General features: G+C 65.7%; 23 protein-coding genes. 11 read left to right on the plus strand and 12 right to left on the minus strand.

Translation table 11 applies throughout. The features are described 5' to 3' along the window. From RDV64_RS02290 to RDV64_RS02300, 3 genes are read left to right on the plus strand one after another with little or no spacing between them, the layout of a single operon-like run. Entirely contained in the window at positions 1 to 699 is a 699-nt protein-coding gene (locus tag RDV64_RS02290; RefSeq protein WP_309197669.1) for an alanyl-tRNA editing protein, read from the plus strand. After that, positions 696 to 1,532 carry a 3-mercaptopyruvate sulfurtransferase gene (gene sseA, locus RDV64_RS02295; protein WP_309197670.1) on the plus strand — a complete coding sequence of 279 codons (837 nt, stop codon included), beginning with the start codon at positions 696 to 698 and terminating at the stop codon, positions 1,530 to 1,532. The genes RDV64_RS02290 and sseA overlap by 4 nt, the downstream gene beginning before the upstream one ends. Positions 1,533 to 1,575: 43 nt before the next feature. Next, positions 1,576 to 2,181, plus strand: coding sequence for a hypothetical protein (locus RDV64_RS02300; RefSeq protein WP_309197671.1), 606 nt, complete (start codon positions 1,576 to 1,578; stop codon positions 2,179 to 2,181). Between the two features lie 50 nt (positions 2,182 to 2,231). On the opposite strand, the gene RDV64_RS02305 is transcribed toward RDV64_RS02300, so the two are convergent. From RDV64_RS02305 to RDV64_RS02320, 4 genes are all read right to left on the minus strand, one after another. Then, positions 2,232 to 2,687, minus strand: coding sequence for a type II toxin-antitoxin system RatA family toxin (locus RDV64_RS02305; protein ID WP_309197672.1), 456 nt, complete (start codon positions 2,685 to 2,687; stop codon positions 2,232 to 2,234). After that, entirely contained in the window at positions 2,674 to 3,660 is a 987-nt protein-coding gene (gene lipA / locus RDV64_RS02310; protein WP_309197673.1) for a lipoyl synthase, read from the minus strand. The genes RDV64_RS02305 and lipA overlap by 14 nt, the downstream gene beginning before the upstream one ends. A gap of 222 nt (positions 3,661 to 3,882) precedes the next feature. Further along, positions 3,883 to 4,392, minus strand: coding sequence for a YraN family protein (locus RDV64_RS02315; RefSeq protein WP_309197674.1), 510 nt, complete (start codon positions 4,390 to 4,392; stop codon positions 3,883 to 3,885). 21 nt (positions 4,393 to 4,413) lie between these two features. Beyond that, complete coding sequence (locus RDV64_RS02320; RefSeq protein WP_309197675.1) at positions 4,414 to 6,096, minus strand: serine hydrolase; 1,683 nt, start codon at positions 6,094 to 6,096, stop codon at positions 4,414 to 4,416. Between the two features lie 162 nt (positions 6,097 to 6,258). On the opposite strand from RDV64_RS02320, the gene RDV64_RS02325 reads away from it, so the two are divergent. Beyond that, complete coding sequence (locus tag RDV64_RS02325) at positions 6,259 to 6,525, plus strand: BolA family protein (RefSeq protein ID WP_309197676.1); 267 nt, start codon at positions 6,259 to 6,261, stop codon at positions 6,523 to 6,525. Positions 6,526 to 6,552: 27 nt separating this feature from the next. On the opposite strand, the gene RDV64_RS02330 is transcribed toward RDV64_RS02325, so the two are convergent. Next, entirely contained in the window at positions 6,553 to 7,251 is a 699-nt protein-coding gene (locus tag RDV64_RS02330) for an orotate phosphoribosyltransferase (protein WP_309197677.1), read from the minus strand. A 109-nt stretch (positions 7,252 to 7,360) separates the two neighbouring features. After that, the gene (gene mbfA / locus RDV64_RS02335; RefSeq protein ID WP_309197678.1) at positions 7,361 to 8,338 is read right to left on the minus strand and encodes an iron exporter MbfA; all 978 of its coding nucleotides are present in this window, start codon (positions 8,336 to 8,338) and stop codon (positions 7,361 to 7,363) included. Between the two features lie 205 nt (positions 8,339 to 8,543). On the opposite strand from mbfA, the gene RDV64_RS02340 reads away from it, so the two are divergent. From RDV64_RS02340 to RDV64_RS02350, 3 genes are all read left to right on the plus strand, one after another. Next, a complete protein-coding gene (locus RDV64_RS02340) occupies positions 8,544 to 9,761 on the plus strand; it encodes an argininosuccinate synthase (protein WP_309197679.1) in 1,218 nt (405 codons plus the stop codon). Positions 9,762 to 9,888: 127 nt separating this feature from the next. Then, positions 9,889 to 10,164: an NAD-dependent epimerase/dehydratase family protein gene (locus RDV64_RS02345; RefSeq protein ID WP_309197680.1), complete on the plus strand. Its 276-nt coding sequence runs from the start codon at positions 9,889 to 9,891 to the stop codon at positions 10,162 to 10,164. A gap of 589 nt (positions 10,165 to 10,753) precedes the next feature. Beyond that, complete coding sequence (locus RDV64_RS02350) at positions 10,754 to 11,017, plus strand: hypothetical protein (protein ID WP_309197681.1); 264 nt, start codon at positions 10,754 to 10,756, stop codon at positions 11,015 to 11,017. Positions 11,018 to 11,035: 18 nt separating this feature from the next. Here RDV64_RS02350 and RDV64_RS02355 read toward each other — a convergent pair whose 3' ends face one another. Genes RDV64_RS02355 through RDV64_RS02365 form a run of 3 tightly spaced genes read right to left on the minus strand, consistent with a single transcriptional unit; the run spans position 11,036 to position 13,937 of the window. After that, a complete protein-coding gene (locus RDV64_RS02355) occupies positions 11,036 to 12,484 on the minus strand; it encodes a M48 family metalloprotease (RefSeq protein WP_309197682.1) in 1,449 nt (482 codons plus the stop codon). After that, positions 12,481 to 13,260, minus strand: coding sequence for a hypothetical protein (locus tag RDV64_RS02360; RefSeq protein WP_309197683.1), 780 nt, complete (start codon positions 13,258 to 13,260; stop codon positions 12,481 to 12,483). The genes RDV64_RS02355 and RDV64_RS02360 overlap by 4 nt, the downstream gene beginning before the upstream one ends. After that, positions 13,257 to 13,937: a RibD family protein gene (locus tag RDV64_RS02365; RefSeq protein WP_309197684.1), complete on the minus strand. Its 681-nt coding sequence runs from the start codon at positions 13,935 to 13,937 to the stop codon at positions 13,257 to 13,259. Before RDV64_RS02365 ends, RDV64_RS02360 begins: the two co-directional genes overlap by 4 nt. Positions 13,938 to 14,265: 328 nt before the next feature. On the opposite strand from RDV64_RS02365, the gene RDV64_RS02370 reads away from it, so the two are divergent. The 3 genes from RDV64_RS02370 to RDV64_RS02380 are packed head-to-tail and all read left to right on the plus strand — an operon-like array spanning position 14,266 to position 16,636. Continuing rightward, a complete protein-coding gene (locus tag RDV64_RS02370) occupies positions 14,266 to 14,967 on the plus strand; it encodes a hypothetical protein (protein WP_309197685.1) in 702 nt (233 codons plus the stop codon). Positions 14,968 to 14,975: 8 nt separating this feature from the next. Further along, positions 14,976 to 16,202 (plus strand): aconitase X catalytic domain-containing protein, encoded by a 1,227-nt coding sequence (locus RDV64_RS02375; protein WP_309197686.1) that lies wholly within the window; start codon positions 14,976 to 14,978, stop codon positions 16,200 to 16,202. After that, positions 16,199 to 16,636, plus strand: coding sequence for an aconitase X swivel domain-containing protein (locus RDV64_RS02380; RefSeq protein WP_309197687.1), 438 nt, complete (start codon positions 16,199 to 16,201; stop codon positions 16,634 to 16,636). The genes RDV64_RS02375 and RDV64_RS02380 overlap by 4 nt, the downstream gene beginning before the upstream one ends. A gap of 8 nt (positions 16,637 to 16,644) precedes the next feature. On the opposite strand, the gene RDV64_RS02385 is transcribed toward RDV64_RS02380, so the two are convergent. Further along, positions 16,645 to 17,160 (minus strand): hypothetical protein, encoded by a 516-nt coding sequence (locus RDV64_RS02385; RefSeq protein ID WP_309197688.1) that lies wholly within the window; start codon positions 17,158 to 17,160, stop codon positions 16,645 to 16,647. A 296-nt stretch (positions 17,161 to 17,456) separates the two neighbouring features. Between RDV64_RS02385 and RDV64_RS02390 the strand changes: the two genes are divergently transcribed. Then, complete coding sequence (locus RDV64_RS02390) at positions 17,457 to 17,657, plus strand: DUF6732 family protein (RefSeq protein WP_309197689.1); 201 nt, start codon at positions 17,457 to 17,459, stop codon at positions 17,655 to 17,657. 34 nt (positions 17,658 to 17,691) lie between these two features. Here RDV64_RS02390 and folD read toward each other — a convergent pair whose 3' ends face one another. Both folD and RDV64_RS02400 read right to left on the minus strand, forming a co-directional pair. Beyond that, positions 17,692 to 18,603: a bifunctional methylenetetrahydrofolate dehydrogenase/methenyltetrahydrofolate cyclohydrolase FolD gene (gene folD / locus RDV64_RS02395; protein ID WP_309197690.1), complete on the minus strand. Its 912-nt coding sequence runs from the start codon at positions 18,601 to 18,603 to the stop codon at positions 17,692 to 17,694. Positions 18,604 to 18,606: 3 nt separating this feature from the next. Next, the gene (locus tag RDV64_RS02400; RefSeq protein WP_309197691.1) at positions 18,607 to 20,283 is read right to left on the minus strand and encodes a formate--tetrahydrofolate ligase; all 1,677 of its coding nucleotides are present in this window, start codon (positions 20,281 to 20,283) and stop codon (positions 18,607 to 18,609) included. Positions 20,284 to 20,359 lie beyond the last annotated feature (76 nt).

The raw sequence follows: 20,359 nt of genomic DNA on the forward strand, positions 1-20,359 counted from the left end.
ATGACCCAACCGCTGTTTCGCGACGACCCCTATCTCACCACCGCCAGCGCGACGGTTGCCGGCACCGGCGACGGCACGCTGATCCTCGACCGCTCGGTGTTCTACCCCGCAGGCGGCGGACAGCCCGGCGACATCGGCCACCTGGAGACCGAAGACGGCACCACCATCGCCGTCACAGACGCGCGCTATACCGAAGACCGGAGCGCCATCGCCCTCAGCGTGGACACCGTCCTTGCCCCCGGCACTGCCGTCACCCAGCATCTGGACTGGCCACGCCGCTACAACATCATGCGCATGCATACCGCGCTGCATCTGTTGTCCGTGGCGCTCCCCTATCCCGTGACCGGCGGGCAGATCGGCGCGACCGACAGCCGGCTCGACTTCGACATTCCCGACGCAACGCTCGACAAGGACGCGATTGCCGCTGCGGTTCAGGCCCTGATCGACGCTGACCACAAGGTGTCGACCGAGTGGATCACCGACGCCGAACTCGATGCGAAGCCCGACCTTGTGAAGACGATGGCCGTCAAGCCGCCTCGCGGCTCCGGCAAGGTCCGCCTTGTCCGCATAGGCGATATCGACCTACAGCCCTGCGGCGGCACCCACGTCGCCGCGACCTCTGAAATTGGCAGGATCGACGTGAAGAAGATCGAGAAAAAGGGCCGGCAGAACCGCCGCGTCCGGATCGCGCTGGCATGAGCCTCGTCGATCCGGCCTGGCTTGCCGCGCGGCTCGGCCGCGTCGTTGTCCTCGACGCGTCCTGGCACATGCCGGACACCGGGCGCGACCCCGCCGCGGAATTTACGGACGGCCACATTCCGGGCGCCAGGCGCTTCGATATCGACACCATCGCCGACACCGAAAGCCCGCTCCCGCACACGCTGCCCTCACCGGAGCGCTTTGCCGCCGCGGTCGGCGCGCTCGGCATCGACAACGGCACCGAAGTGGTGGTGTACGAAGCCGGGCCGGTCTTCTCCGCCCCTCGCGCATGGTGGATGTTCCGCGTGATGGGGCATGACGCGAAAATTCTGGACGGCGGCTTCGCGCGCTGGCGCGCGGAAGGCTTTCCGGTCGAAACCGGCGCTGCGGCCCCGGCAGGCCCTGCTAGCTTCACGGCGCGGTTCGACCCCAACCTTTACGCCGATGCCGACACCGTCGCCCGCACGCTGGACAAAGGCGGCAATGTTCTGGATGCGCGCGGTGCGCCGCGCTTTGAAGGTGCGGTGCCCGAGCCGCGGCCAGGCCTGCGCGCCGGCCACATGCCGGGTGCCAGAAACCTCCCTTACGCCAGCCTTGTTGCCGAAGACGGCACGCTCAAGAAGGGCGATGCGCTGAAAACAGCCATCGACGCGGCAGAGATCGACCCCCAGCGTCCTGTCATCACCAGCTGCGGTTCGGGCGTGACGGCGGCCATCCTGTCGCTGGCACTCAGCGAGATCGGCGTGCCGTCACGGGTCTATGACGGGTCGTGGACCGAGTGGGGCGGCGATCCGGCCCGGCCCGTCGCAACCGGCACATCAAGCAAAACTTAACCTTGTTACGCGATAATCAGGGCGGTCCGAATGGAGCGTCCCGATGAACAATCCTTCGCTTTGTTTTCGCGTGATCGACGGTCACGCGCCACGGCCCCTCACGGGCTGGCGCGTTGTGCGCGAACGGGAAATCTGGGAGCGGCACTATCTCATCGGCCGCGAACACAGCCTGTGCCTCTCGCAGGCGCGCAACGTGTTCCTGACGGCACACGGCACCCATGACGATTTCCGCACCGAAACATTGATGCTGGACGCCGCCTTCCCGCTCGACTGGATGGCGCTGAACGTGATCGAGCGGGCGCTGCCCCGTCGCCTTCGCAGCCTTGAGATTTACGGAACGGACGCCCAGTCCTTTGTCGACTCGCTGGCTGTGCCCGAGCTTGTGCAGGCCAGCGTCCATCGCCGCAGCCGCCTCCAGGTGCTTGGGGCCACCACCATGGATGTCAGCACCCTCACCGTCCCGCAATGGAACGTGAGTGCCACAGCCACCACGTTCGAAAGCCGCAATGCCCACGCGCTGCGTGCCATTGTCGCCAGCGCCGGCTACGGTGCCCGCCAGCACGAAGACCTGCGTGACTGGTTGCAGCGCACTTCGGCGGCACAAACGCCGCCGCCCGCAGCGCGCCAGCGCGTCGGCTTCGCCAGCTGACGGTATTTTTCGGCCGCGGCCCATGAAGGCGCGGGCTGCGGGACCGATGCTCAGGTGGTGCCGTAGACCTTGTCGGCCCGCTCTTCGAAGGCCGAGGCAAAGCGGCGGAAGGCCCGGTCGAACACCGAGCCCATGACGGTCGCCAGCGTCCGGCTCTTGAACTCGTAGCGAATGTCGAAGTTGACGTCGCACGAGCTGTCATCGACCGGCGTGAACGTCCAGCGGTTCTTCAGCTCCTGGAACGGCCCGTCCAGATATTCCACGTCGATGATGTCGCTCGCCCGGTCGAGAACGACGCGGGATGTGAAGGTTTCGCGCACGAACTTATAGGCGACCGTCATTTCCGCGACCAGAACCTCGCGCCCGTCAGGCAGCGTGTCCCGCCGCCGCACGGTGAGCGAGCGACACAGCGGCACGAACCGCGGATAGGCTTTCACGTCGGCAACCAGGTCGAACATGTTGGCGGCGTTGTGCTTCACGCGCCGGGTCGTCTCAAACTGGGGCATTGACCGTCGCCGCCGTGCCCTTTTGCGCGAACCGCTCCTGGCGGGCCGCCTTCAACTTCGCGAAATCGTCGCCGGCATGATAGGACGATCGTGTCAGCGGCGAGGCCGAAACCATCAGAAAACCTTTGGCATAGGCGATGGTCTGATAGGCCGAGAACGATTTGGGCGGCACATATTCGGCGACCGCATAGTGCTTGCGCGTCGGCTGGAGATACTGGCCGATTGTCAGGAAATCCACGTCGGCGGACCGCAGGTCGTCCATCAGCTGCAACACTTCGTTCCGCGTCTCGCCGAGCCCGATCATGATGCCGGATTTGGTGAAGATGGTGGGGTCCAGCATCTTCACCTGATCGAGCAGGCGGAGCGAATGGAAATAGCGCGCACCCGGGCGGACGTTGAGGTAGAGCGAGGGCACCGTTTCGAGGTTGTGGTTGAACACGTCCGGCCGCGCCTCGACAACGCGCTCCATGGCGCCGGGCTTGCGCAAAAAGTCCGGCGTCAGCACTTCAATGGTGGTGCCGGGGGAATTTTCGCGGATCGCGCGGATGGTAGCGGCCATGTGGTTGGCGCCGCCATCGTCCAGATCGTCACGGTCGACCGAGGTGACGACCACGTGCTCGAGGCCGAGGGTCGCCACAGCTTCGGCGACCTTGCCGGGCTCCGCGGTGTCGAGCGGTTGCGGGCGGCCAGTGCGCACGTTGCAGAAGGCGCAGGCGCGGGTGCAGGTGTCACCCATGATCATGAAGGTCGCGTGGCGCTTGGACCAGCACTCGCCGATATTGGGGCAGCCGGCTTCCTCGCAAACCGTAACCAGACCCTTTTCCCGCACGAGGTCCCGCGTTTCGCGCCAGACCGGCGACGTGGGCGCCTTGACGCGAATCCAGTCCGGCTTGCGTACCACAGGGCTTTCGGCGCGGCTCGCCTTCTCCGGGTGCCGCGGCTGTACGTTTACCCTGTCGACGACAGTGACCATAGGTTTGCTTCCCCCCTTCTTGAGCCTTCTACATAGGGGCTTTTCTGCCACGACGCGAGGGTCATGGGCGCTGGGTCGCATGCAGTACATGGCACCGATGCAAGCGTGCCTTCCAAGACCAGCCGGACTTTCCCGTCTCGCTCGTGCGCATAGGCAGCGTAGTACGGCGGCGGACGCCTCATCATGGTGCCGCTGGCCACGCAGCTGATCAGGCGAAGGGGATCAGAAAACGAAATCATCTTCCGGCAAAGGCTCGAACGCGTTTTCCATATAGTCCACACGGCCACCGGCCCAGACCAGCGCGATATCGAAGCGGATGTTGCAGCCGGCGTAGCGTTCGTTTTCAGAAAGCCATGCGTTTGCGGCGCGCGTTATCCGGCGTATTTTGCGCGTATCGACGGATTCCAGGCCGCCCCAACCATGCCGGCGGGCTTTGACTTCCACAAACGCCACGGTGTCGCCACGGCTGACCACAAGATCGAGCTCGGCCCGTCCGGCGAGAACGCGTGTGCCGAGGATGGTATAATCACCCGCACGCAGAAACTGGCGGATCGAGCGCTCGGCCTCGATGCCGAATCGGAAGGCGCTCCGCCGGGACGCCACCTTGCGTGCTGGCGGCCGTGTCAGTGCAGCAGGCCAGCACAGTGAAAGCGCGCCATCCGCAGCCAATGATTGTGCGACCATTGCGATTTTCTCCAAACACCGTTGAGAGACTACCAGCGACGGCTTCAATATACAACCATTGCGCGAAATTTAGTTCGGCGCGCTCGCAGCTTCGCGCACTTCGATCGCCGTTTCAGTGATTGACGGCTCGATCGGTGTGAAGGATACCGACCCGACATCCACAGGGATCACGGGCTTCGGCCGCGGACGGGGCGCGAGGCCGCCGCCGATAACGGTGCCGGACAGCGGGTTCGGGCGACTTTCGTCGGCACCGCCGAGGGCAATCTTGACCATTGGCATTGCGCGCACGGGTTGCAGATAGGAGAGCGGCTGGGCATCGGGGCGCGGCGGCAGGGGTCCGCGCAATTTGTCGTCAAGCGGGTTGGCCGGCGGGACAGCGCGGGACGGCACCCAATCATCCGGCGCAAGCTCGGAGCGGGCGGCGGCCGGTTCGGCACGGACCGGCCGCGCCAGAGGAAAGGTGACCGGGGACGGGCTCGTCCACGCTGCAGGGACCAGACCGTTGCCGGCAAGCGCGCGCGGTGCGGCATCTTCCGGCGCAATCACGGCGTCAGCCGCTTCGGTCGCCTCGGGCTTTGCGTCGGAGGGCGCATCGCCCGCCGGTGGAACGCGCGGTGTTTCCAGTGCCTTGCGGATCGCATCGTCCCGCGCGTTGCGGTTTTTTTGCCAGGCTAGCACCGCCTCGCGCTGCGCCATGAAGGCATCGAGACCCGCGTGAACCCCCTTGTCGTAGCGGGTCGCCGGACGCCGCGCGCCGCAGACGGTGCTCCTGATATCGACGACCGGTTCGCTGGCGGCGGGGAGCGCCTCCACCGTGCCAAGATCAGGGCGGGTGCCGGTCACCGGAGCAAAAGCCATCGGCGCATCCATGTTGCCGAAACCGTTGAGGTTGATCGCCCCGCCGTTCGCCACCGCCTCGAAGCCCTTGGCCAGCAGCTCCGCCGTCCGCTCGTCTCTTTCGCGCGACGTGGTGCCCCCCAGCACAACTGCGCCAAGCCGCAAGCCGTCGCGGGTGACGGTTGCGGCAAGGTTGAAACCGGACGCACAGATGAAGCCCGTCTTCATCCCATCCGTGCCGCGGAACTTGCGCATCAGATTGTTGTGGTTGCGCATGCGCTTCTTGCCAAGCTGCACGCCGCCCATCTCGAAATAGTCAGCGTACTGCGGAAAATCGTTCTGCAGTGCCATCATCAAAACAGCCATGTCGCGGGCGGTGATGATCTGCCGCGTGTTGGGGAGGCCATGGGGATTGTCGAACGAAGACGATGCCATCCCGATCTCGGCGGCGGTCTTGTTCATGGCATCGATGAAGCGGCCCGAGCTGCCACTCACGGCCTCGGCCAGTGCCACCGACACGTCGTTGGCCGATTTCGTGAGGATGATCCGCAGCGCCGTTTCCACGGTGATCACCGTGCCCACCTTGAAGCCCATGCGGCTTGGCGGCTGCTGGCTGGCCTGCGGCGAGATGCGGACCGGGGATGTCATTGCCAACGTATCGGCCTCGATGGCCTTGAAGGTGACATAGGCCGTCATCAGCTTGGTAAGGGACGCCGGATACCACGGCGTCGACGCGCGATGCTTGGCGAGCACCTTGCCGTCCGCCATGTCGAACAGCAGGTAGGCGCCGATCTCGGCCCGCACGGCAGACAGCGGGACAAGACAGACCGCAACGATGCACAGGATCCGCAACGCAGACCGGGCGCCGCGTTCCCGCCAGCGCAGGAAAGCGCGCTTTGCTCGTCCGCCTCGCACTGTCAGTCCGCCGCACTGCCGGTTCACGCCACACCCTCAATCGCCGGCCGGTCCGCACATGAAGAGAGCCGATGCCCTTGCCGCCCGCTCGCATCTGCGTATCACAGCCTTGCCGTCCAATCACGGACCGCACCGTCAGAGTCTAGGGGAAAGTATCCGACAATGGGAACCGTCAGGGACAGGATCATTGCGCAGTTGAATGCACAATTCACACCGCTGGCACTTGAGGTGATCGACGAATCGCACCTTCACGCGGGCCACGCGGGCGCACGGCCGGAAGGGGAAACCCACTTTCGCGTCATTTTGACCGCGGATGCCTTTCGCGGCACCAGCCGGCTGGAGCGGCACCGGATGGTCAACGACGCCCTTGCCGAGGAACTTGCCGGCCCGGTGCACGCGCTTGCCGTCAAGGCCGACGCCCCGGCCTGAACGCCGGGCCAGCGCCGGCGCGTGACATCAGCGCTCCGGCAGTGCCTCTATGCCGCCGCGCGCTGCGCTCCACGCCAGCGGCGCGCGCAGGAATTCGTCCACTTCGTCAAGCTCTCCGGTGGGGAGGCTTTCCGTGGCGCGCGCGGCAGCCAGAACATCGGCCCAGCGGGCCAGGGCGTGGATCTCGATGCCGTGCTCGGCCAGCCGGTCGCGGCTTCCCGGAAACACATCGTGGTGAAACACCACGAAGCAGTGCGATACGGTCGCCCCCGCCTCGCGCAAAGCCTCGACAAAGCGGACCTTGCTGCCGCCGTCGGTGGCCAGATCCTCAACCAGGAGAACCCGCTGCCCGGCCGTCAGCTCGCCTTCAATCTGGGCCAGGCGGCCGAAGCCCTTGGGCTTCTTGCGCACATATTGCATCGGCACGGCCAGACGGTCTGCAATCCACGCGGCGAAGGGGATGCCGGCCGTCTCGCCGCCGGCCACGGCGTCGAACGCTTCAAGGCCGGCAATGTCGGCCATCATGGTGAGCGACAGATCGATCAGCCGCGAGCGCACCCGCGGAAAGCCGATAATCTTGCGGCAATCGACGTAAACGGGGCTCTTGAGGCCGCTAGTATAGGTGAAGGGCTCCGACGGCGACAGGTGCACCGCGCCGATCTCGAGCAACGCACGGGCAGTGATTGCCGCGATCTCCTCGCGGGTCGCAACGGGAAATGAAATCATTGAGGCCTCCAGCGGCAGACATCTGCCACGGCAAGGCCATGCGGCGCAATCATTCCGCGCAAAGGCTGCACCGCGTTGTGTTCAGGGTGCACCGCATTGCAGCTCCCCCCTACGCCACGCCGATCAGGATGCCTGCAGCCAGCACCAGCGCGCCGCCGACCACCACCTGCAGCGTCGCCCGCCAGAACGGCGTATCCATGAACCGCTTCTGGATCCAGGCGATCACCCAGAGTTCGATGAAGACCACGATGATCGCGATGGATGTCGCCACCCAGAAATCGGGAATGAGGTAGGGCAGTGCGTGACCAAGGCCGCCCAGCGTGGTCATCAGGCCGGTGACGACGCCGCGGGTCAGCGGCGAGCCGCGGCCGGAAATCACCCCGTCGTCGGACGCGGCTTCCGTGAACCCCATGGAGATGCCGGCGCCCACGGACGCAGCAAGGCCCACCAGAAACGTCTGCCAGGTGTCGCCGGTGGCAAAGGCAGCGGCGAAGATCGGCGCAAGGGTCGACACCGAACCGTCCATCAGCCCGGCAAGGCCCGGCTGCACATAGGTCAAAACGAACTTGCGGTGGGCCGCCTCGTCCTCTGCCGAGCGCGCCGATTCCGGCAACGCCTGTGCCTCGATGCTGTCCCACGCGGCTTCGTGGCCGGCTTCCGCCGCGGCAAGGTCGCCAAGGAGTTTTCGCGTCGACGCGTCTGACGTTGCCTGCGCGGCGCGGGTATAGAAATTGTGCGCGTCGGATTCCATCCGGACGGCCTCGGCGCGCACCCGTTCAACGCCCAGTTTTTCCACCAGCCACACCGGACGGCGCGCATAGAAGCCGGCGACGTGTTCGCGCCGGATCAGCGGGATCGCATCGCCAAAGCGCCTCTGATGCAGCTCGATCAGGCGTTGGCGGTGGGTATCCTCCTCTGCCGCCATGGCGTCCAGCGCCTCGGCGGTCGCCGGGTATTCAGCGCGCAGGGTGGACGCATACCAGCGATAGATCTGGGCGTCGTCCTCCTCCGAAGAGATCGCGAGCGCCAGCACCTCCTGGCTGGAGAGATCGCTGAAACGCCGCCGGTTGCCGAGTATCGAAAGCACTGTGCCGTTCCTTGAATTGGAATAATTCCATTGTATGGATTTATCTTCGCCAATCAAGAAAGCGCGCGAGGTGATTTCCACCGCAGCGCGCGGCGGCGGTTGGAGCATGGGGTTCGGCTGCGGGCCACTCCCCGCGCGCCGCTCCCTTGAAGAAGTGTCTGCGGCGTTCTAAACCGCAAACGCCTCATCCCCGGACCGGACAATCATGAACGACGCGCCCAAGAAGATCGTGCTCGCCTACTCGGGCGGCCTCGACACCTCCATCATCCTGAAATGGCTTCAGCAAAAATATGGCGCTGAAGTCGTCACCTTCACCGCCGACCTTGGCCAGGGCGAGGAGCTGGAGCCTGCACGGGCGAAGGCCGAAATGCTCGGCTGCCGCGAGATCTTCGTGGAGGACCTGCGCGAGACGTTCGTGAAGGACTATGTTTTCCCGATGATGCGCGCCAACGCGCTTTACGAAGGCGTCTACCTTCTGGGCACGTCCATCGCGCGGCCGCTGATTGCCAAGCGCCAGATCGAGATCGCGCACGACACCGGGGCCGACGCCGTCGCCCACGGCGCCACCGGCAAGGGCAACGACCAGGTCCGCTTCGAGCTCGGCTATGCGGCGCTCGACCCGAAGATCAAGGTGATCGCGCCGTGGCGGGACTGGGACTTCAAGTCCCGGACCGACCTCATCGAGTTCGCGCGCCTCAACCAGATCCCGGTGGCGAAGGACAAGGAGGGCGAGGCCCCCTTCTCGGTCGACGCCAACCTCCTGCACTCCTCCTCGGAAGGCAAAGTGCTGGAAGACCCGGCCGTGCCGCCGCCCTCGATCGTCTTCATGCGCACCCTTTCGCCCGAAGAGGCGCCGGACAAGGCGACCGAAATCGAGATCGGTTTCAAGGAAGGCGACGGCGTGTCGCTGAACGGCAAGGCGATGAGCGCTGCAACGCTCCTCACCGAGCTGAACGCGCTCGGCCGCGACAATGGCATCGGCCGGCTCGACCTCGTCGAGAACCGCTATGTCGGCATGAAGTCCCGCGGCATCTACGAGACGCCGGGCGGCACGATCTACCACGCCGCCCACCGCGCGATGGAATCGATCACGCTCGACCGCGGTGCCATGCACCTGAAGGACGAGCTGATGCCGCGCTACGCGGAGCTTCTCTACAACGGCTTCTGGTTCTCGCCGGAGCGCGAGATGCTGCAGGCCGCCATCGACCACTCCCAGAAGGACGTGGAGGGCACCGTCCGCCTGAAGCTCTACAAGGGCAACGTGATCGTGATGGCCCGCTCCAGCGGCAGGTCGCTCTACGACGAAGCCATCGTCACCTTCGAGGACGACGCCGGCGCCTACGACCAGAAGGACGCCGTGGGCTTCATCCGCCTCAACGCCCTGCGCCTGAAAACGCTCGCCAAGCGCAACAGCAACAGCTGACGCTGCACCAATACGCCGGGCGGGCCTGACCCCGTTTCGAAGAGAAAAAGCCGGTTCCAAGAACCGGCTTTTTTTGCGTCCACCGCCGCGGTCCTGCCGGCCGCGCCACATCACGGAAGGCTGCACCATGAAGATCATTGTCGTCGGCGCGTCGGGAGACATCGGCAGGGCGGCCTGCGAGGAGCTGGGCGCCCGTCACGATCTCATCCGCGTCGGCCGCTCCAGCGGCGACATTCAGGTGGACATGTCCGACCGTGCCTCCATCGACGCGATGTACGCGCGGGCCGGCAGGGTGGACGCCGTGGTCTCCACGGCCGGCGACGTCCACTTCGGGCCCCTTGAGGAGCACACCGAGGTTGTAGCTAACGCTGTAATTTCCATCAGAAAAATTTTCTGCGGATAGCCGCGTGTACAGCCCTGGAAGTTCATCAACCGAAAGATTTTCACTAAGGTTGTCAATGTTGATCGCTATCGAGCCGCCGCCTGCAGAGTACCTACTATAAAGTCCCTCCCGCGTTAGAAAATCGACTTCATAATATTGCTCACCATCAATTTCGTAAAATGCGCTACCCATTATTTCCTCCCAGTGCAGCGTGTTCCGTCGCCGACTATGTCGACATTGTCTATTAATCCAAACAATATTGACGGATAGACAAAAGTATTTAATATTCCGGCGAATCGACCATTTATTTTTATATAGTGTTCTATGCTGTAAAAATTAGGGTCTACATGATACTCGTACTTGCTTGTTGATACTTCAGGTTCAGCGCCGCATTTATTTGAAATGTACCGAAGCGCGATATCTGCGCTCGAAGTAATGGCTTGTTGGGGGCCGAACTCATTCGAATGCGCAGAGCACCATGATCCTAAAATAACTACCCACGCTATGGTGATAATTATAGCGCGCAACCTACTGTATCTCCCGCATCCTAGAGTTTGGCATCCGTCTTTTCCGTATCTGCTGTCAAGGGCAGGGCCTTCGCCAGAAGGTGATGGGGCAGATCAACCTCGTGCTGGCCGGCGTTGGCGCGGCAACGGCCAATGGCGCGCTCGGCGGCTTTGTGGTCGGCTCTGCCGTAGAAATGCCGCGCGGCCTGCGGATCAACGTCGTCAGCCCCGGCGTGCTCGATGTTTCCGTGCCGCGCTACGGTGCATGGTTCCCGGGCCACGAGCCGGTGGCGTCCGGGCGGGTCGGGCGCGCCTATGCCAAGAGCGTCGAGGGGGCGATCACCGGGCAGGTGATCATCGTCGGCTGAGGAGAGCCGGCGGCCGGGTCAGTCGACGACGATCTTGACGAGCTGGCCCGGCTTCAGCGGATTTTCCGCGTCGATCCCGTTCAGCGTCTCGAACAGGGGGCGCTTCATCTCGTGGTCGACGCCGCGCATCCGGGCCGAAAGGCCCACCACCGTATCGCCCGGCTGGGCCGGCACCACCTGCAAGGTGAGCGGGCGCATGGCCGCCCGCTGCGACGGGGTCAGCACGCGGAACGAAGCCAGCGTGCGACGGAACGCATCCTCGTAGGCCGAAGCCGGCTCCGACGAGGCGAAGATGAAGCGGTAGACCCGCTCCGGCCCGCGCACCACCGCAATGCGGAACGACCAGCCGTCCACCAGCGCAGAGGCGATGGCCACAGGCATCCCGCCCAGCGTGCTCGGCCGCACGGAGTCGGTGATCAGCCCCTTCACCCAGCCGGAGCGCAGATAGTCGCCAAGGTTTTCGCCCGAAGGCACCGACACCGCGTCGAACCGGATGGCGGTGTGCTGCCCGTCGGTGGCGAGCACCGCGGCGGACGTGTTCTTCAGCACATAGCCCTGCGGCACGGTGAACGCGATGCCGAGTTCGGAGTGCGCGAACTCCCGCCCGCGCACATAGCCCTCGCGCGGGTCGTCGCCGAACAGCGCCCCGTCCAGGCTCTCAAGGTAGCCCTCGCGCTCGGTGAGGCCGATGCCGGGCGCCGCAAACGCGCGGGCTGCGCGGCGTGCGTTGTCCACTCTCGCCGGCGTCGACGGGTGGGACGACAGGAAGCTCGGCCGCGTGGCGCTGGCCGCGTTCATGGCCGGCAGCTCGCCGTAGCGGGCCATGGCGCCCAGGAAGCGTGCGGCGGCAAACGGGTCGAACCCGGCCTTTGCCAGTGTCTGCACGCCAATCTCGTCGGCCTGAAACTCCTGCCGCTGGCTGAAGGAGGCAAGGCTCACGTCCGCCGTCTCGCGGGTTTCGAGCCGGATTTCGGGGTCGTCCACCACATCGCTGACCCTTCGGGCCAGCGCGACGGCGCGGGCCTGCCGCTGGCGCTGACGCGCGTGGTCTGCCGTGACGTGGGCCAGCTCGTGGGCGATCACAGCCGCAAGCTCGCTCTCGTCGTTGGCAAGGGTGATGAGGCCGCGCGTGATGTAGAGGTCGCCGGAGGGCAGCGCGAAGGCATTGACCGCCGGCGCGTTGAGGATGGTCACCTGGATCGACTGATTCGGATTCGCCGATGCCGCGACCAGACGGCCCACCAGCGAGGCGACCTCGCGCTCGATCTTGGGATTGTTGTAGACGCCGCCGTAGCTGGCGATGAGCTTTTCGTGCTCCTTGGAGCGCGGCGGGCGCACGGGTGCGGCGATGACGGCAGGGCCGGGCCGCGGCATGGCCGCGGTGATGACCGGCGATTCGCTGATCGACCCGCCGCAAGACGCCACAAGCAGCGCAGCAAGGACGGTTGCCGTCCATTTTGCCTTCATGGCGAGCGCAGGCCGCGCAGGGCGCGATCGGCGCGCAGCCGCTCGACCTGCCTTGGATGCTCGAGCCGGATCAAGCCGCCGTTCCACGCCTCCAAAACACCCCTTACACGGATTTGCGTTCCCGCCAGGTCGGCAAGTTCGCTGTCCCAACCCCTGGCGTCGCTGCGCCGGACAAGTACGGTAAAATCGCTGTCGTAGTCTTCGCCGAAATTCAGATATACCGTGCTCCGCGTCTCGCCGACGCTCTTCACCAAACCGGACACCAGCGCAAAGGCGCCGGCCTCACTGGAAAGCGCGGGATTGGCTGCGGAGCGAACCCCATCCGGCCGCGCCCAGAACCCGCGCTGCTCCATTTCTGCTGCGCGCTCCGCCGTGAAGAGGACTTCGAGACACGCCTCCGACATACCAGTGGGATCAACAAGCGCAAGACCCTCGCGAAGCCACCCGTCAAGAAGGCCGGGCCCTGTGTCTTCTAAGACAATATCGCCAATTATCCGCCCGTATCGGTCCGCCTGCGGTGCATCCGCCATGGCCCTCACCGCAACGCGGCGGCCAGCCAGCGCGGCGAGATCGAGCGAAGGCAGGTCCTCGCCCACGCTCGTGGTTGTGGCCGGGACGATGCCGCCGATCCGCACCTCCCGCCCATCCTCCAGCGTGACCGAAAGGTAGCCATCCGCGCCGGACACGATACCGGGCGCCAGCGGGGCGAAACACGCCTCGGCCGCCGCCGCGGGGGCAGCCAGTGCCAGGGCAATGGCGAGCGCTGCCCGCTTCACAGCGTACAGTCGAAGATGACGTCCCCGGCGGGAAGCATGAACGTCTTCGTTTCGGGACGCAGCGCGCTGTCGAGCCGGTCCACCGGCGGCAGCGCGATGCCGCCCGGTCCGCCGCCGATGATGAGGGGCGCCACCGCCACGCACAGGCGAGACAACGCGCCCGCCGCCAGAAAGGCGCTGACGGTGTGCGCGCCGCCTTCAATCAGCACCCGGTGCCAGCCGCGCTCGGCCAGCACGGCCAGAATGGCCTCGGGCGCAAGCGGCGCATTGGCGGACGGCACAACGTGCTCCACGTCCGGCGGATCGTCCGGCAGCCGTGCGCCGAACACCAGCCGCCCCGCACCATCGGCGCTGCGTAACATCCGCAACCCCGGCCCGGAGCGGCGCTTGCCATCAATCAGGATTCGCGCCGGGCTGGGACCTGCGCAGCAGCGAACGGTAAGCTGCGGATCGTCGGCAAGGGCGGTGCCGGCCCCCACCACCACGGCATCCACATGGGCGCGAAGATGGTGCAGGAAGGCGATGGCTTCCGGCCCGTTCACATAGTGAGAATGGCCCGACGCGGTGGCGATCCGCCCGTCCAGCGACTGGCCCAGCTGGCCAACCACCAGCGGCGATCCCGCGGCTGCGGCCGCCTTGAGCGCAAGCAGCGTGGGCATTGCGTGGAAATCAAACATGCACGATGCCCCGCCGCCGGAAAGCCCGGCCGGTGAATTGCCGATAGAACCCATGCACCCCCGCTGGTAACACGGCCGTGTGTTGGAGCTGCCCTCGGGCACGCCTATATGCACTGGCTGGAATGCTGTCGGCCTTTCTGCTCGTGCCACTCATCCGTTGGCTCCGTCGATGATTCGACTCTAATCAAGAGCGCGACGTATCGTCCGTGGTGGCACAGCGGCATATCGACAGCAGGGTGCAAACGCGTCAACTGGTCACCGCTTTTGCGTGGCAGGCTACGCCCGGAGCACTTTTGTAAGCCGGTCGTCCGGCCGAGGACTTGGATTTATGGATCTCAAAGCTGCGATGAATGCCGAAGGCCTGGCCTTCATTTCTCTGACACCCGTCGAAATTCAACGCCGATTGTGGATCTGCCTCGGGTTCGAAGAGAGCGGCCATACGCTGGGTGACCATCCGCATCTTGCCATGCTGTACGGCGGGCGGGACTGGCTGGCCGAGACCGACCTTCACGCAGCCGTGCTCGACGTTTTTCGCAAGCGGGAACGCGTGCTGACGCGCGTCCACTCCGAATGCATCCTCGGCGACGCGTTCGGATCCTCCATGTGCGATTGCGGCGATCAGCTGCGTCTGGCCATGGACGAGATGGAAGCCAAGCAGGAAGGCATTTTCATCTATCTGCGTCAGGAAGGCCGCGGCATCGGGCTGCGCAGCAAGCTGGACTGCCTTGCCCTCCAGTACGGCTATTCGGACGGCAAGCGCGGCCCGCGCCGCTACTCGTCCGACGAGGCGAACGTCGCCATGGGCTTCGACGTGGACGAGCGCGGCTATGGCGCAGCAGCCGGCGTGCTGAACGCGCTCGGGGTCACATCCGCCCAGCTGATCACCGGCAACCCGAAGAAGATCGCCGACCTGGAAGCTGCCGGCGTGAAGGTCGAGGGTGCCATCGACCTCTGGACCAACGGCGCCTCTGCGCGGGCGATGGACGAGATCAAGGAAAAGATCTCGCGCGGCTACATCTACCAGCGCTAGCTAGCGCCGTGGCCGTTTCCCTCACCAAAACGGAACAGGCGATGCTGGACGGTGCCGAGGGGCCCGGCATAGCGAGCGCCATGCGGATCGTGGCGGAAGTCGCCACCATTCTGGGCGCACCGCAGCTCATCCCCATTGCGTCGGCCCACATCGACGGATGCCTTTACCATGGCGACAGCGGCACCCGCTTTGCCCAGCATCTGGTGGATTGCGGCGCGCGGGTGAAGGTGCCGGCAACGCTCAACATCGGCTCGCTGGACCTCCTCAACCCCGCCTCGGTGCGGATGACCGGCGCCGCGCGCAAGTCGGCCCTTCGGCTGATGCGCGCCTACGAGGGGCTGGGCTGCCGCGCGACGTGGACCTGCGCGCCCTACCAGGCCGGCCACCGCCCGGCGGCAGGCACCGACGTTGCGTGGGGCGAGAGCAATGCGGTGGTGTTCTGCAACTCCGTCCTCGGCGCGCGCACCAACCGCTACGGCGATTTTCTGGACATTGCCGCTGCCATTTGCGGCCGCGCCCCGCTCACCGGTCTCCACCTGCCGGAGAACCGGCGCGCGCAGCTGGTGGTGGACACCGGCGCCCTGCCCGCTGCCACCCGCGACGACGACGCCGCCTGGCCCGTGCTGGGCGCCCTTGTCGGCCAGCGCGCAGGCGATGCCGTGGTGGCGCTCACCGGCCTCGAAGGCTTTGCCACCGAAGACCGGATGAAGGCGTTCGGCGCCGCAGCGGCCGCGTTCGGCGCCACCGCCCTCTTCCACATTATCGGCGTGACCCCCGAAGCCCCGACCCTTGCCGCCATTGCCGACGAGACCGCGCCCCGCATGGTACTGACGCCGCAGGACGTGGCGGATGGCTTTGCGCTCCTTTCCACTGCGCCCGATGATGCCCCGGTGACGGCAATCGGCGTCGGCTCGCCGCATCTTTCGCTGGCCGAATGCCGGGATCTGGCCGAACGCCTTGCCGGGCAGACCGTGCGCCTGCCATTTTACGCCAACACCGGTCGCCACGTTCTGGCTGCGCTGACACAAGCCGAACGCCATGCGCTGGAGGCTGCCGGGGTGACGATGATTGCCGACACCTGCATTGTCGCCACGCCAATCCTTTCCGGTGATGGCGTGCTGATGACCAATTCGGGCAAGTTCGCGCACTACGCGCCCGGCAACATCGGCCATGCGGTGGTCTATGCCAGCCTTGCGACATGCGTCGATGTTGCGGTCAGCGGGGTGCGGCGGTGACGCTTTTCGGGCGGGCGGTGTTTCCGGGCATCGCGTGTGCGCCGCTTCTCACCGTGCGCGGCCCGCTGAGCTTCTGGGGTGGTGTCGATCCGGCGACCGGGCGGATCATCAATGCGCGCCATGCCGATTGCGGGCGCAGCCTTGCCGGACAGGTGGTCGCCATCGACGAGCTGGTCGGCTCATCCTCTTCCGCGGCGGTGCTGCTGGAACTGATCGCCAACGGCGCAGCCCCGGCAGCGCTGCTTCTGCGTCAGGTGGATGCCATTCTGGTGGTCGGCTGCCTCACCGCGCGGGAAATTGGTGACACCGCCCCACCGGTTGTCCACCTAGGCAGCCTGCCCGACCTGCCGGACGGGACGATGCTGCGCGTTCAGGCGGAAACCGCGCATGAACGCGCAACGATCAGCCCGGCGGGGGACGCCTGCACGGGCTGAGCGCCGGATCAGTTCTCGGCGACGCTGGCTTCGCGCTCGAAGGTGACTTCGGACGTCACCACCTCAACGCCGGATTCCATCATGTCAGTGGTGCGGATGGTGAAGGAATCTTCCGAAGGCGTCTCGATCACCATGCGGGCAACCGCATCGCCGTTCACATCGCGCGGAAACTGCATCTCGAGGTCGAGAAGGCCGGGCTTGGGCTCCCCGCCGTCCAGCTTGGCGACGCCCGCGTCCGACCCGGTGTAGGTGCCGGTATAGGTGTCGCCGCTCCGAACGAGCTGCGCACCGATGGCCCGCTTGACGATAATCATCGCGCGGCAATAGCCGTCGAACGAGACTTCATCGCCGGACTGCGCGCCTTCCACCTCGCACTTGACGTTCATCGGCTTGGACTTTTCGTTCTTCTGAACAAAGCCGGTGCCGGTCCAGGTGCCCGTAATGTCGGTGATCGTTGGCGTTTCGGCCAGCGCAGCCGTTGCAGTCAGCGCAAGTGCTGCTGCCAGAGAAATAGTTTTCAGCATCAGAACTCCATTTCCGGACGGGCCCATGCCCTAGCGCCCGGTTGATGACCTGCGAGGATCGCCGCCGGTCCGCCTTCGGTTCCATGACAAAAGAGTTACGTCACCGAACCTCGAAGGCAAGCGGCGTTACACCGCCTTCACTATTGGCCGGTTTCTGAACGCGCGCTGTCAGCCACACTTGGAGGCCCGCTGCGAGGCAACGCACGGCTTGTTGTGCTGGCAGGGATTGCGCAGGTGCCGCAGATGGTGAAGTTTTTGCATCGCCACTGCATCACGCATTCTTGAAGGATCCCTCCATGCGCACCACTCTCGCCGCCACCGCGGCTCTCGTCCCAGCGGCCGCGATGGCGCTTCTGGCAGGGCCGGCCAGCGCTCACCCCGGCCACATTGCGCAAAGCAGCGGTCACGATCACATCATCGTTCTGGTCGCTGGCGTAGGGCTTTGCCTTTGTGCCGCCGGCGCTGCGCTGCTGGTGCGCGGACGGCGGGACCGCTAGGCCCCGCCCGGAAGCTGCACCATAAGGCGTGCGGTCAGGCGGCAAGGCCCTCCGGTTCCGGAAGGCCTTCCGCCCGGCATGCGGCCGTCAGCGTGTTGGCCAGCAGGCAGGCGATGGTCATCGGGCCGACCCCGCCCGGCACCGGGGTGATAGCCCCGGCCACCCGGCTCACTGCGGCAAAATCCACGTCCCCCACGAGCCGCGTCTTGCCCGGCCCCTTTTCGGGCGCATCAACCCGGTTGATGCCGACGTCGATCACCGTGGCGCCCGGCTTCACCCAGTCCGCGCCAATCATCTGCGGGCGGCCAACGGCGGCCACCAGAATATCGGCGCGGCGGCAGATCGCCTCAATCTCGCGGGTTCGCGAGTGGACCACCGTCACGGTCGCGCTGTCGCGCAGCAGGAGCTGCGCCATGGGCTTGCCCACAATGTTGGAGCGGCCGACCACCACCGCATCGAGGCCGGACAGCGCGCCGTGCCGATCCCTGAGCATCATCAGGCAACCAAGCGGCGTGCAGGGCACCAGAGCCGTCTGCCCCGTCGCCAGCCGGCCGACGTTGACGGGGTGAAACCCGTCCACATCCTTTTCGGGCAGGATCGCGCCCAGCACCGCGCCTTCCTCGATGTGCGCCGGCAGGGGGAGCTGGACGAGAATGCCATGCACGGCAGGGTCCGCATTCAGCTCTGCCACCAGCGCCAGCAGCGTCTCCTGCGACGTATCGGCCGGCAGGCGATGCTCGAACGAGGCCATGCCGGCCTCGGCGGTCTGCTTGCCCTTGTTGCGCACATAAACTTCAGAGGCGGGATTGTCCCCCACCAGCACCACCGCAAGGCCGGGGGTCAGCCCGTGTTCGGCCTTCAGCCTTGCCACATGTTCACCGACCCTTGCCCGAATTGAAGCGGCAAATGCCTTGCCGTCGATGATGTCCGCCACGCCGTCCGTCATGTTCTAGAAAAGCCCCTCGATCCGTCCGTTGTCGTCAAGCCTGATGCGTTCGGCGGCCGGCACGCGCGGCAGGCCCGGCATGGTCATCAGGTCACCGCAGATCGCCACCACAAAACCGGCGCCCGCCGAAAGCCGCACCTCGCGGATCGGCACGGTGAACCCGGTCGGCGCGCCAAGCTTCGCGGGGTCGGCAGAAAACGAATACTGCGTCTTTGCCATGCACACCGGGAAATGGCCGTAGCCCGCCGCCTCCCATGCGGCCAGCTGGTCCTTCACCGCGGACGAAGCCTCCACGCCGTCCGCGCCATAAATCGTCCGCGCAACGGTTTCCATCTTTGCCAGAAGCGGCAGCTCATCATCGTAGATGGGCTTGAAATCGGCGGTGCCGCCATCGGCCAGCGCGGCAACGCGGGTGGCAAGGTCGGCACTTCCGGCGCTGCCATTTGCCCAGTGGCGGCAGATGATCGCTTCGCTGCCCGCCGCGGCGACAAACGCCTTCACGGCTTCGATCTCCGCATCGGAGTCCCCGGCAAAATGGTTGATCGCCACCACCACCGGCACGCCGAAGCCCTTCACGTTGCGGATATGGCGGCCAAGGTTGGCGCACCCCAAGGTCACCGCCTCCACATTCTCTGCGGCAAGGTCGGCCTTGGCGACGCCGCCGTTCATCTTCATCGACCGCACGGTGGCAACCAGCACCGCCGCCGCCGGCTTCAGCCCCGCCTTGCGGCACTTGATGTCGAAGAATTTCTCGGCGCCGAGATCCGCACCGAAGCCGGCTTCCGTCACCACATAGTCCGCAAGCTTCAGCGCCGTGCGGGTGGCCACCACCGAGTTGCAGCCATGGGCAATGTTGGCAAACGGGCCGCCGTGAACCAGCGCCGGGTTGTTCTCCAGCGTCTGCACGAGGTTCGGCTGCATCGCATCCTTGAGAAGCACGGTCATTGCGCCGTCGGCCTTCAGATCGCGGCAGGTGATGGGCGTTTTTTCGCGCGTGTAGGCGACGATCATGTCGCCGAGGCGGCGTTCGAGATCCTTGAGGTCGTCCGCAAGGCACAGGATCGCCATCACTTCGGAAGCGACGGTGATGTCGAACCCGCCCTCGCGCGGAAACCCGTTGGCGACCCCGCCCAGCGAAACGTTGACCGCCCGCAAGGCCCGGTCGTTCATGTCCACCACGCGGCGCCAGACAATGCGGCGCACGTCGATCTGGAGCGCATTGCCCCAGTAGACGTGGTTGTCCACCATTGCGGCGAGAAGGTTGTGCGCGGCGGTGATGGCGTGGAAATCGCCGGTGAAGTGGAGGTTCATGTCCTCCATCGGCACCACCTGGGCATAGCCGCCGCCGGCCGCCCCGCCCTTCTGGCCGAAATTGGGGCCCAGCGACGCCTCGCGGATGCAGATTGCAGCGTTCTTGCCGATGTGGCGCAGGCCATCCCCGAGGCCCACCGTGGTGGTGGTCTTGCCCTCGCCCGCCGGCGTCGGGTTGACGGCGGTGACGAGGATCAGCTTGCCGTCAGGCCGGTCTGCCAGTGAGCCAATGAAGCCCTCGTCGATTTTCGCCTTGTCGCGTCCGTAGGGAAGAAGGGCGTCGGGCGGGATGCCAAGCATGGCACCGATTTCGGCGATGGGACGCTTTTGGGCGTCCCGTGCTATCTCGATGTCGCTCTTGTGGGCCAAATGCCAATCCCTTTCCGTTCCGGACGTCCCTGTCAGCGGGCGTTCGCCTCTCCATGCCACAGCTTCCAACGTGCGA

The organism is Acuticoccus sp. MNP-M23, from assembly GCF_031195445.1.
Classification (GTDB): domain Bacteria; phylum Pseudomonadota; class Alphaproteobacteria; order Rhizobiales; family Amorphaceae; genus Acuticoccus.

What these genes read in the sequence shown, in the direction of transcription:
- RDV64_RS02290 (WP_309197669.1), top strand. Translation starts at nt 1, where the DNA reads ATGACCCAACCGCTGTTTCGCGACGACCCCTATCTCACCACCGCCAGC.
- sseA (WP_309197670.1), top strand. Translation starts at nt 696, where the DNA reads ATGAGCCTCGTCGATCCGGCCTGGCTTGCCGCGCGGCTCGGCCGCGTC.
- RDV64_RS02300 (WP_309197671.1), top strand. Translation starts at nt 1,576, where the DNA reads ATGAACAATCCTTCGCTTTGTTTTCGCGTGATCGACGGTCACGCGCCA.
- RDV64_RS02305 (WP_309197672.1), bottom strand. Translation starts at nt 2,687, where the DNA reads ATGCCCCAGTTTGAGACGACCCGGCGCGTGAAGCACAACGCCGCCAAC.
- lipA (WP_309197673.1), bottom strand. Translation starts at nt 3,660, where the DNA reads ATGGTCACTGTCGTCGACAGGGTAAACGTACAGCCGCGGCACCCGGAG.
- RDV64_RS02325 (WP_309197676.1), top strand. Translation starts at nt 6,259, where the DNA reads ATGGGAACCGTCAGGGACAGGATCATTGCGCAGTTGAATGCACAATTC.
- RDV64_RS02330 (WP_309197677.1), bottom strand. Translation starts at nt 7,251, where the DNA reads ATGATTTCATTTCCCGTTGCGACCCGCGAGGAGATCGCGGCAATCACT.
- RDV64_RS02340 (WP_309197679.1), top strand. Translation starts at nt 8,544, where the DNA reads ATGAACGACGCGCCCAAGAAGATCGTGCTCGCCTACTCGGGCGGCCTC.
- RDV64_RS02345 (WP_309197680.1), top strand. Translation starts at nt 9,889, where the DNA reads ATGAAGATCATTGTCGTCGGCGCGTCGGGAGACATCGGCAGGGCGGCC.
- RDV64_RS02350 (WP_309197681.1), top strand. Translation starts at nt 10,754, where the DNA reads ATGGGGCAGATCAACCTCGTGCTGGCCGGCGTTGGCGCGGCAACGGCC.
- RDV64_RS02355 (WP_309197682.1), bottom strand. Translation starts at nt 12,484, where the DNA reads ATGAAGGCAAAATGGACGGCAACCGTCCTTGCTGCGCTGCTTGTGGCG.
- RDV64_RS02365 (WP_309197684.1), bottom strand. Translation starts at nt 13,937, where the DNA reads ATGTTTGATTTCCACGCAATGCCCACGCTGCTTGCGCTCAAGGCGGCC.
- RDV64_RS02370 (WP_309197685.1), top strand. Translation starts at nt 14,266, where the DNA reads ATGGATCTCAAAGCTGCGATGAATGCCGAAGGCCTGGCCTTCATTTCT.
- RDV64_RS02385 (WP_309197688.1), bottom strand. Translation starts at nt 17,160, where the DNA reads ATGCTGAAAACTATTTCTCTGGCAGCAGCACTTGCGCTGACTGCAACG.
- RDV64_RS02390 (WP_309197689.1), top strand. Translation starts at nt 17,457, where the DNA reads ATGCGCACCACTCTCGCCGCCACCGCGGCTCTCGTCCCAGCGGCCGCG.
- folD (WP_309197690.1), bottom strand. Translation starts at nt 18,603, where the DNA reads ATGACGGACGGCGTGGCGGACATCATCGACGGCAAGGCATTTGCCGCT.